This is a genomic window from Protofrankia sp. CiP1_Cm_nod2 (assembly GCF_920664355.1).
In the GTDB taxonomy this organism is placed as follows: domain Bacteria; phylum Actinomycetota; class Actinomycetes; order Frankiales; family Frankiaceae; genus Protofrankia.
The window spans coordinates 1-10,680 of sequence record NZ_CAKKTL010000180.1; the positions used below are offsets into that span (position 1 = coordinate 1).

Annotated in this window: 6 protein-coding genes and 1 pseudogene; 2 read left to right on the forward strand and 5 right to left on the reverse strand. The window is 71.9% G+C overall.

Annotated elements, in window-relative coordinates:
• Both NBW84_RS17915 and NBW84_RS17920 read left to right on the forward strand, forming a co-directional pair.
• Positions 1-484, forward strand: a pseudogene (locus NBW84_RS17915) (hypothetical protein); the annotation flags it as partial.
• 82 nt (positions 485-566) lie between these two features.
• The gene (locus NBW84_RS17920) at positions 567-1,532 is read left to right on the forward strand and encodes a hypothetical protein (protein WP_250285884.1); all 966 of its coding nucleotides are present in this window, start codon (positions 567-569) and stop codon (positions 1,530-1,532) included.
• A gap of 29 nt (positions 1,533-1,561) precedes the next feature.
• Here the strand turns inward: NBW84_RS17920 and NBW84_RS17925 are convergent, their stop codons facing one another.
• The 5 genes from NBW84_RS17925 to NBW84_RS17945 all read right to left on the reverse strand — a co-directional run.
• Positions 1,562-3,352, reverse strand: a complete 1,791-nt coding sequence (locus NBW84_RS17925) for a vWA domain-containing protein (protein ID WP_250285885.1) — start codon at positions 3,350-3,352, stop codon at positions 1,562-1,564.
• Positions 3,353-3,528: 176 nt separating this feature from the next.
• Positions 3,529-5,976 (reverse strand): hypothetical protein, encoded by a 2,448-nt coding sequence (locus NBW84_RS17930; protein WP_250285886.1) that lies wholly within the window; start codon positions 5,974-5,976, stop codon positions 3,529-3,531.
• Positions 5,973-7,007: a hypothetical protein gene (locus NBW84_RS17935; RefSeq protein WP_250285887.1), complete on the reverse strand. Its 1,035-nt coding sequence runs from the start codon at positions 7,005-7,007 to the stop codon at positions 5,973-5,975. Before NBW84_RS17935 ends, NBW84_RS17930 begins: the two co-directional genes overlap by 4 nt.
• Positions 7,008-7,292: 285 nt before the next feature.
• The gene (locus tag NBW84_RS17940; RefSeq protein ID WP_250285888.1) at positions 7,293-9,011 is read right to left on the reverse strand and encodes a protein phosphatase 2C domain-containing protein; all 1,719 of its coding nucleotides are present in this window, start codon (positions 9,009-9,011) and stop codon (positions 7,293-7,295) included.
• Positions 9,012-9,496: 485 nt separating this feature from the next.
• A partial coding sequence (locus NBW84_RS17945; RefSeq protein WP_250285889.1) for an XRE family transcriptional regulator occupies positions 9,497-10,680 on the reverse strand: 1,184 nt, incomplete at its 5' end.

Sequence of the window (10,680 nt, forward strand, 5' to 3'; positions counted from 1 at the left end):
GGCCGCGCTCGGCCGGGGCGGCATCCCGGTGCCACTGGCGGTGGACCGCCCCGAGCTCGCGGCGGCCCGTGGGGCGGCGGTGCTGGCCGCCGGCCGGGTGACCGCGGCCGAGGGCTGCCCGCATGCCCTGAGCCTGCGGGTGCACCAGGTCCGTGACGGCCTGCTGGCCGCGGGGAGTCTGGTGGTCGCTACACCGGGTGCTCTCCCACTGGAACGGGCCGAGGCCGGCGACGTCCCGGTCGTGGTGACCGTCGACGGCTCCCACGGCCGTGAGGTGCTTGTCGACGTCCAGCCGGCTGGTCACGGTGGTCGTTTTCCGGTCCGGATACCGTTACGGGACGATCTGCCATCGGGCGGCTACCACGTGGGGGCGCGGGCCGTCCGCACCGGGTTCGGGCCTGGCGCACTCGTCCTGCACCCGGTCGCCGGTGGGCCGGCGCGGGTCCTGCCTCTCCCCTCAGCTCCGGCGGCGGAGAACGGGTGACCTTCGCCTGTGCCGTCCCAGACCGGGCGTGGCGGGGGGCCGGCGGCGGGATACAGGCCGTCAGCAGGGGATGAACGGAGGAATGGTGGTTGAGGACCCCTGGGCCGAGCCGCGGCCCGGGGAGGTGGCGATCACCGCCTCTCCGGATGCGCCGGTGACGGCGCTCGACGCGTTGCGTTCGGCATTCCGGCAGGCTGTGCTGGCGGTGAAGGCCGGGGCCGGGGCCGGGGCCGGGGCCGGTGAGGCCGACCCGGCGGAGGCGTTCGGCGTGGTGGTGGCCCTCGACGCCGCCCTGGCCACAGCGAAGGATCTCGTCGAGGTCCTGCCGGGCCTGCTGGCGGTGGCCGACGCCGGTATCCCGGCCGAGGAGGAGCTGCTGCGCTCCGCGGCCGAGCAGGCGTCGGCAGCGGCGGATGTCGCGGCGCTACGGGCGGAACTGGACCGCCGCCGTGGCATCGAACGGGGGCTGCTCGACCGCGCCGCCGAGTACGAGCTGCTGCGGGCCCGGGTCGGGGAGCTCCGGCACGCCGAGAAGGTCGCCGGCTTCCTCGACACGCTGCGGGCGCAGCACGATGATCTCACCGAGCGGGCGGAGGTCTTCGCCACCCCGGTGGCCGAGACGGAGCGGGCGTTGGAGCTCGCGGCCGGACGGCTGCTGCGGCTGACCGATGAGCAGCTCGGGGAGCTACGGGAGGATCTTCAGCGGCTGCTGGCACAGGCCGCGTCCGCCCAGCACGAGTGGGCCGAGCGGATCCGGGCCCGGGAGGAGGAGATCGCCCGCGCCAAGGAGGAGCACGGCCGGCTGGCTGGGGAGCTGGCCGGTGCCACGGCCGCCCTGGAGCGGCTGGTCGCCGAGAACGAGCAGCTCACCGCGGCCCTGCGGGCCCACGCGACGGCCAACGAGGCGATCACGAAGAGCCTGGGCGGGCTGGGGGGCGTCGGACGGCTCCTGCGGGAGGCCGATGCCGGGCTCGCGCAGGCGCTGGCGGAACGTGAGCGGGCGCTGCGCGCGCGCCATTCCATCCGTTTCCCGGGGGATGACGACTGAAAGCCCCCAGGGCTGTTCGATACGTTCCGTCAGCGGGTGATGCGCTTCCCGCGGCCGTTGTCCGGGCCGCTGTGGGGGCCCGGACGGTCGCGGAAGAACACGGCGAACGGGTCGTCCGCCTGCCCAGCCCCGGTATAGATGAAGGTTGTGTCTCCGATGACCCAGGAGTCGCCCGGGGAGAACCGGAGCCGGGGCGGTTTCCGGGGCCGGCGCGGCTGGTAGCGCGTTTTCCCGTCCCGGCGCGTCTGGTGACGCGGTTTGCCGGCCGGGCGCGGCGCCTGGTAGCACACGAAGATGTCGGTTCGACGGAGTTCGCCGATGCTCCTGGCCCGCCGGCCACGCACCGATCCGAGGCCGGGGACGTCGAGCCGCCGCCCCGGGCCGATCCGTACTCTCCGCCCGGACAGCTCCGCCCGTACGATCTGGCCGTCCGGCCATTCCGCGGACAGGACACCGGTCAGCTTCGGATACCACCACAGCAAGCCGCCGACGGCCGCCCCAAGGCCCGCCGCCGCCAGCAGGGCGAGCAGGAGCAGCCCGGCGAAGTTCCAGCCGGCCCGGCTCGAGCCGTACAGGGTGCTGCTCTCGCCGGCGAGGCGTAGCTGGAGCGGCAGCTTGAAGTCGCTTTCAGTAACGTTCCGCCACGATGAGTCGATATTCGCGCCCAGGCGTAGCTCGCTGGTGACAGTTCTCGAGCCGCGGAGCCGGCCGGTAGTGTGCGATTTCCAGCTCAGCGTGACCGGAACGGTGACGCTGTGTCCCGGTTCCAGAGTTATCCGCGACGGGATGCCGTCCGCCCACACGTCCCGGTCGGACGAGGTGACCGAGACATCGGTGAGCTCCAGCGGGAGCCACCGTTCCCGCGATGTCAGCGTCACCTGTGTGACGAGCGGGGACGCCGCCGGGTCCACGTCGGCCAGTTGTGGGTCCCAGGAGACCACGACCTGCCCGCGCACGTCGGCCTCGAGCAGGTTGGCGGCCTTGCGCCGGCGGGTGTCGTCCTTGGCACGGTCCAGGTAGGCGGGCAGCTGGCCCGTGGGCAGCGCGAGCACCGTGGTGGTGGGCAGCGCCCGCTTGAGCTGGCCGGCTCCGTCCCGCGCCTGATCGTCGTCACGCAGGGCGACGCCGTAGCCGTGGACCTTCGTGACGTCGAGCCGCTGCCGCGCGTCGTCCCCGAGCAGCTGCCACGGGCGGTCGTCACCGGTTGGGAAGCCGCTGTTGGGAGGCGGCTGATGCCGCCCGTCGGTCAGCAGGAAGACTGCGGCCACCGGGGACGCGTCGTGCCGGCCGAGCTCGTCGACCGCCTCCCTGACGGCGGCGCCGATGTCGGTGTGCGTCCCGGTGGGGACGCGGGGCAGCCGGTCGACCGCGCCGGCCGCGCCGGCCGCGGGGCCGGCGTAGAGCACGGCCGGGGCGACGTCGAAGCCGATCAGGACGAAACGGTCGCTGGGCGCGAGGCCGGCGACGAAGCCCCGCAGGAAGTGGCTCACCTGGCCGGCGAGCCCACCGGCGGCCATCGACGCCGAGGTGTCGACGAGGACGACGTAGTCGGCCGGGACGTCGTCGACGTGCAGCGCGGCCATGACAGCAGCGCGGTCCATCTGCGGGACGCCCGGTTGCGGGTCGGGGGCCGGTTCCGGGGGGAGCGCGGCCGGCCGCGGGGTGGCCGCGGACGCTGCCGGCAGCCCGAGGCCGGTACCGCTGCCGCCGATGGCGGGCAGCAGAGCGAACAGCGCGGCGAGGAACGCGGCGAAGAGCGCTGTGAGGAGCACGGTGAGGAGCGCTGTGACGACGGGCGTGAGCCACCGGACGGGCGTCACAGCGGGTTTCACGATCGCGCCGGATCCGTCCCGGCCGCGTGCTCCCGACGGCATGCGGTCACGGGTCATGCCGGCCGGCGCTGCCTGCCCGGGCTGTCGCCGCCTGTCCGGCCGGGGTGCCCACCACGGCCCCGGCTGGTCCCGGCTGGCACATCCCCGACCCGGTGCGCCCCGGCTCAACGACCCATCTTTCTCAGCGGAATACGCTCCCCGGTGAGGCGTGGATACCTGCTCTTGAACAGGGCGTCCCATTCCTTTTTCCCGGGGAGTTTTCTCACCGGATCTCTCCGTGGCAGGTGGTCGAAAAATTCGAGGACCATATCCGCGAGCAGATCGTCTTTGACGACACCGGATTTTGTGGCGATATCGCGAAGCAGCAGGAGGATTCGGTTCGTTGCCGGTGGAGAATCCGGCCAGCCGGTTCTCCGGACATGACCGGTCAGGGTTTTGAATATCTGCTGGTACATGTTCTTGGTGTCGCTGTTGCCGGGCAGGCTCATGAACGAGCTGCGGAAGGAGCTGACGTAGCTGTCGGCGAGCTCGCCGGCTTCGCTCGCCCACAGCTTCAGATCTTCGCGCGGCTGTTCTCCGAACGCCAGCAGGAGCAGGTCCATGACCGCCTCAAGCTCGACCGCCTCGAGCTCACCGGTCTTCGTCCGGTCCGGCACGGCCCAGCGGAGCTCCTTGACCCAGCCCTTTCTGTCCTCCTCGTCCCGCAGGAGCGCGGGTACCTCGGACAGCATCCACTGCAGCGCGTATGGGAGCAGGACGGCGGCAGCCCTGAAGCCGCCGGCCTTGCGAGCCAGCTGCAGCAGGGCGAGAACATAGGAGCCGCCGTGCTCTCTGACTGTGCCCACGGCCAGAGCCGCCGCTTCGGACGATGCGCCGTCGATGACGTCGCGGAACGGGCGCAGCCTTTCCCGTAGTGGGCCGGCGGTCTCCAGCCATGCCAGCATGGCCTTGATCTGCTCATCCGGCAGGCGGTCGGCTGCCTGCCGGACCAGCTCGCGCGCCAGCGATTCGGGCGCGTAGTAGGTGATCGCGGTCAGTACCTCGTCATCGGCGTCGACCGTCGTCCGCCCGGTAGGCAGACGACGGTCGCGGAAGTGCCGCAGCACGAGGGACGCGGCTGTGGCACACCGTTGCCGATCGAGTACTGGCTGGTCGGACGCCGGCTGGTCGACTGGCTGTCCGAGTGCGGCTGCAGCCGCCTCCTGCCGCGCCTTCTGGGCGTCCAGCAGCCCCGCGAGCGCCTGGTCGGCGAGGCCGAGACGGTCGGCCAGGCCGAGCAGGCGTTCTGGCGCGGTGAGATCCACATCGCTCGCCCACAGCAGCCTCCGGCCGATCGTCCCTATGGAGACCGCCAGCCAGTGCTGTAGCTCCTTCGGCTTCCTGGCCGTCCACTCCGGCCACGTCTGCCCGATCTCCGCCAGCCCCTCCGGGCTCGCCGTCTCGAGGAGGCCCCATACCGTCCCGCGCCAGGCGTTCCGGTCGGGCTCCTCGGCGGCCCTGCCCGTAGGCCGAGGGCGTGCCACGACAGGCTTTGCCGGGGTGGGCGGGAGCGGCTGGACGGATTTGACCAGTTTGACAGCTTTGACAGCTTTAACAGGTTGGACAGGTTTGACAGCTTTGGCAGGGTGGACGGAAGAGGCGAGCTGTGCGTCCAGCCTGGAAAGGCAGTGTATGGCATGGCCGGGATCGTTCGTCCGGTGTGGTTCCCCGGCCGAGGCTAGATGTTCGACGATCTCCTGAACGGTATGACCGCTCTTCTTCATGGCCATCAGCAGGTGCGCATAGTGGATGTGTCTGTTGTCGGGGGAAACGCGCGGCTGGCGGAGGGAGGGAGACAGCTCGACGACGGGCAGCCTGTCCGGGGGCACCCAACGGATGCCCGCGTGCTCCGGCCGGGCACGGTTCGTGAACGCCAGCCTGATCCGGTGGATGCTCCCGCCGTCCGCCCAGGTGCTGGCTACCAGTTTCGACCGCTGACCGTAGGGGAGCAGCGCGGCCACCGCGTCGAGGAAGCGCAGCCGTTGCACCATCTGCTCGTCGGGGTGGCCGGCCGGGGCGTCGAGCACCGACACCGGGTGCGCGAGCAGCAGCCCGGCGGTGGCCGCCACCAGAGCGAAGCCGAACCGCTCGATGTGCTCCGCCAGCTCGCCGGCGTCCAGGGGAGTGAGGGTGACGGGCACCGGCCCGTCGCCGTCGCGACGTTCGGCGACGCCCGCGTCGCGGAGCGCGGAGTACAACGTCGCATAGGACGTTGGGACGCGAGCCAGATCGGCGAAGGGCACACAGAGATAACCGGTCGTCGCGATCTGCCTGCCCCCACCGTCGACCTGGTCGGACCAGGTCCGCACCGCGATCCCGAGCACGCTTCCCTCGCCGTGGGAGGCGTAGCTCACTGTCATCCATGGCAGGGCATTGGGCAGCGGCTGCGGGACCGGCCACGGTGGGGTGCCCGGGGTGAAGTCCTGCAGGATCGTGTCGAAGCCGGCCCGGGAGAAGAAGTCCCCGCCCGACCGCAGCACGGCATAGTCGTCTTCGCTGTTCGGTTCTTTCCCCATCAGCGCCCAACCGGCCGGGACCGTCCGGCCCGGGTCGTGCGGTGCCTGCTCGGTCATGTTCCGGAGAATGACCGGTGGATCTGTTTCTCCAGCCACAGGAACGGCTCCAGCACATTGATGGGCGTGACCTGGCCGCGGATGCGCGGTATGCCCTCCGGAGTCCTCTCGACGTTGGCGCAGTCGCGTCCTCGGAAGACGCGGCTCGGGCCGATATAGAAACCGATGGCCGAGCTCACGAAATATTTCACCCGCTGGGCCTGGAAGTATCGTTCGATACTGCGCATGACAAGCGGGGAGGAAGTGCCGTCCCGGTCGTTGCACAGCCCCCGGAAGAACTCACCGGCATAGTCGTCCTGGACTGTCGGGGTCCCGGCATCGTCGTCACCGGCCAGCACGACCCCGTGGTTGAGGGCCTTCCGGTAGACCGTCGGGTCGTCGAACTTCGTGACGCAGACGGCGAGGTGGTGCGGGAGCCGCCCGTCCCGCAGCCGGCCCATCTCGTACGACCGGCGGGCCAGCTGCTCCAGCATCCGCTGGAAGTACCGGTAGGACCTCCGTTCGTGGACGGGGTCGAAAAGGTACACGATCCCGTCGCACTCCGCCAGATGATCTATGATCTGCCTGGGGGTCTGTGGCTCGGGCTCGTCGAAGATATCCAGTTCGTCCTTCTCCGCGAAGATCGGGGATTTCGTGGAGGAGTCATCCGACGTGCTGGCGAACATACGGCCGGCGACATCGAGCATCTGTATCTCGAGGACGGCCTGGCCGGGCACGATGGGGCTGCGGAGCCTGCGCCACCACGCCCTGCTGTCGCGGATGGGCTTGATCAGGCGCCATCGGAGCTCCATGACACCGCTGGTCGCGGGTGGGAAGAGCTGGTCCTCGCTCATCAGTTTGGTGTTGTAGCTCAGGAAGTCCGACGCGGTGTCGTCGACCCCGGTGATGAGCCAGTCGTCATTGTTATTGTCCGGGTGGTTGACGACGGCGATCTGCAGCGCGGCCAGGAAAGTGGTCTTGCCGCTCAGCGGAGCACCCCACAGACCGATGCGCGCGACACGCGATGCGGGTTGTGTTTCCATTGTCGTCATCGGGGGAATCCGGGATCGACACGGTTCCCCACGAGTGCGCTGGTTGCGTTCGTGGAGACTGACGACGATCTGTTGTTGATAATTGGATGCCCCCGCATCACGACCATCGAAAACTCCCGTAACCCGGACGGGGCACGGTGAGATGGTCCACCCTGTTACCGGCCGATATCCTTATGATCAAAATACTGGACCGGGTACCCGCAGTGTCAGTTGCCCCCGGACCCGGTCAAGTTTACCGGTTGGTCATGAACGATGGCAGGCTACCGGTACCAGTACCGGTAGCGGTCAGCGGGTGGAGGTGTCGTCGGCGACCAGGTCGGCTACGACGATGGTGGTGTCGTCGCGGGCACCGGCGTGCATGGCCGCGTCCACCAGGGCGTCCGCGGCCCGCTCCGGGCTCAGACTGCCCAGCTCCATCAGCAGGCCGTTGAGCTGCTCGGGCGCCATGACCTTGGTGATCCCGTCGCTGGCAAGGACGACCCGGTCGCCGGCCCGCACGGGCTCCTCCAGCAGATCGAGCTCGACATCCTCGTTGAGGCCGATCGCGTTGAGCAGTGGCCCGTTCTTGATGGCGTGCGGTGTGGTGAGCTGCCGCGGCCGGCCACGGCCGGGCTGTAGCCAGACGGAGCTGTCCCCCACGTGCGCGACGAAGAGGGTCCGGCCGGTGTCCTGCTGCCGGCCCAGCACGACGACGTCGAGGGTGCAGGCCATGCCGTGCCAGGAGGGCTCCTCCAGGGGCTTCTCCCGGACCGTCCGGTTGGCCCGCTCGAGCGCCCTCCGCAGCCCGTCGCGCGGGTCGGCGGCGTACTGTGGGCGGAAGCTCGCCACCGTGGTCACCGCCAGGGTGGACGCGATCTGCCCGGCTGCCTCGCCGCCGACCCCGTCGGCGACCGCGAGCAGGCCATCAACGACGACGAAGGCGTCCTCGTTGGGGCCGCCGCGCTTGCCGCGCCTGGTCCGGCCGGCCGCGGCCAGCCGCAGCGGCGCCGACGTGGAGACGTCCGGCTCGTTCGCGACCAGCTGCTCGCCGCCAGGAGCTGGCGGCGGGGGGATCGGTGCGGTCGGGGGGAGCGTCCAGCCGCTCTCCGCCGGTACACCGTGATCGTCCCGCGGGGCGTCGGGCCTGCCACCGTGGGAGCGGGCCGCGCCTGGGCCGGCGTCGGGGTATCCGCCGGCCTGCGCGTCGGCCGGACTCCCGGCGCCGGTGCCAGGTGGGGAGCCGGGCGTGCCGTACCCCGCGGTGCCCGCGGGCAGGTCCTCACCCCGCGCGGGCCCGCCGGCGGCGGGCTGGTCGACCGCCGGCCTGGCCCGGCCGCTCTCCGGGACCGGGATGACCGGTGGTGGCGGGCCGACCAGCGGTGGCATCCACCCGGTGGCGTCCGGGCCGCGGGACTGCTGCCGATGATCCCCCTCGACCCGGACGGTGGCGTCGGCGGTGGCGTTGACCAGCGGGGTCACCCGGGTGGTGGCCGCCGGGTCGACGGGGCCGTCGGGCCCGCTCCCGGGAGCCGGCGCGCGGTACGGCGGTGGCGCGGGGTATGCGGTGGTCGCGGCATCGGCGTGCGAGGCCCTGACGGACGCCGGGGGAGCCGGTGGAACCGGTGCGGTGGGCACCGGTGCGGTGGGCACCGATGTGGTGGGCGCCGGTGCGGTGGGAGCCGCGGCGTCGCCCAGGAGTGCGGGGCCGTCGAACTGGGTGGGGGCGGCCGGCGGGCCGCTGGTGCGGGGAGCCGGGCCGGCCGAGTCGTCCGGATCGCTGCCACGGGCCTGTTCCCGCGTCGCGGCCGGGCGCCGCAGCGACGCGAGAACGCCCTGGCGCTGGCGCCGGCGCCGGCGTTGTGGTGGCCGCCGCACGGGCATCGTCTCGTCGGGGGAGGAGTGTCGCGGCTGCGGCCTCGAGTCGGGACCGGGACGCTCCTGGTCACGGCTGGAGAGCACGACGAAGAGGATCGCGCCGATCAGGAGCACCACTATCAGCGTGATGGGTACCACCGGACTGTTCATGGCCTCCGTCCCCCACGTGCGGGTGTTCCGATCACGCTAGCGGACGTCGAGGCCGACGTCCCCTGTACCCACTCAATGACATCCATGCAGATCAGCCGATGGATGTGTCGTGATATCGACAGCCGTGACCGCAGTGGCCCGGCCCGTCCCGACCCATGGTGTCGAAAACGCGCCGCAGCGGCCATGTCTGTCCGCCGACGGGGCTCCGTCGCTGACGCCCCTCGGTCGCGGCACTTCGCGATTAAGGATCTTCCGGTCACGGGGGCCTCCCGACCGCGCAGCCCGCCCGGCCCCACGGCCCGCTCGGCCCCGGCCGCGCTGCCACGGGGCGGCGGGCATCCCGTTCCCGACGGCCGGCGGCGGACCTGCCGGCGGGCGGGCGCCCGCGAGCGGTGCCGGTCACAGGGCGGCGTCGGCCATGCTCCGTCCGCCACAGGTCTGTTCGTCATGGCCCGTCCGCCATGACCCGAGGCGATGGCGGACGGTCAGGGCCCCGCCGCGGCCGGGTTCCCGGCGCGCAGGGCGGCGCGGGCACGGTCGGTCAGTGCCCGTGCGCCCGGGTACCCGGCCATCTCGATCGCGTCGCACAGCGTCAGCGCGTCCACCCTGGCGTTCTCGGAGGCCATCCGGGCTGCGAGCTCGATCACCTGATAGCCCAGGCAGACGGCCTGTTCGACGTCCCCGGCGTCGACTTTGGCGACGCCGAGCCACGCGCTGTGGTGTATCAGCTCCCGTGGGTAGGCGGTGGCGTCGAGCTGGTCGACCGAACGGCTGAGGTACTCGACGGCCGCCGCGACGTCACCGGCGCACAGCAGCGCCTTGCCGGCGTAGTACTCGATCACCGAACGGGAGCACCAGTAGACGTACTCCGGGTCCGCGGCCGGGTCGGCCCGCTCGATCTGGGCCAGCGCCTCGGCGATCTCGGCGTGTACCGACCGGACGTCGCCGAGCTGGGCGTACGCGACGGCCAGACAGCCGGCGACGATGGCCCGCTCGGTGGCGGTGAGAACGTCCGCGGCGCCCGCGCGGGCCGTGCGCAGCAGGGTGACGGCGTCGCTGGGGTCGCCGAAACGTACCGCCTGCTCCGCCATGCAACGCAGGACGTTGGCGCCGATCGCCGGCCGGCCGGCCTCGTGGGCGGTACGTAACGCGATCAGCCAGTACCACTGGGCCACCTGGTGCCGGCCGCTGTCGAACGCCGCCCAGCCGGCGAGCCGCGCGAGCTCCGCGGCGACGGCGTACAGCCGGCCGTGCTGCCGCTGGCCGTACGCGCCGGTACGCAGCAGCCGGACGATCACTCGTAGCTCCGCCGCGGCGAGCCCGTGGACGTCCTCCCCGCCGAGCAGGTCGTCCATCCGCCGCAGCGCGTCGACGCGCTGCTCGAACTCGGCGACGAGGGTGTCGCGGACCTGCCGGCCGCCCAGCACCGCCACGGGGAGCTGGGCCGGGTCGGCGACGAGCCACTGGTGGGCGGCCGCGGTGAGTGCCGCGCCGCCGATGCCACCGATGCCGGGCCGGCCGGGCAGGCCGGGAAGTACACGGGGCTCCGCCTGGCTGGTGGCTTCCTCCAACGCGGCGGCCAGCCCGTCCGCGGCCCACAGGCGTTGCGGGGCCCACCGCTGCGCTGGGCCGGCGGCCGGTGCGGGCCGGCCGGGCGCGAGGCCGGCGG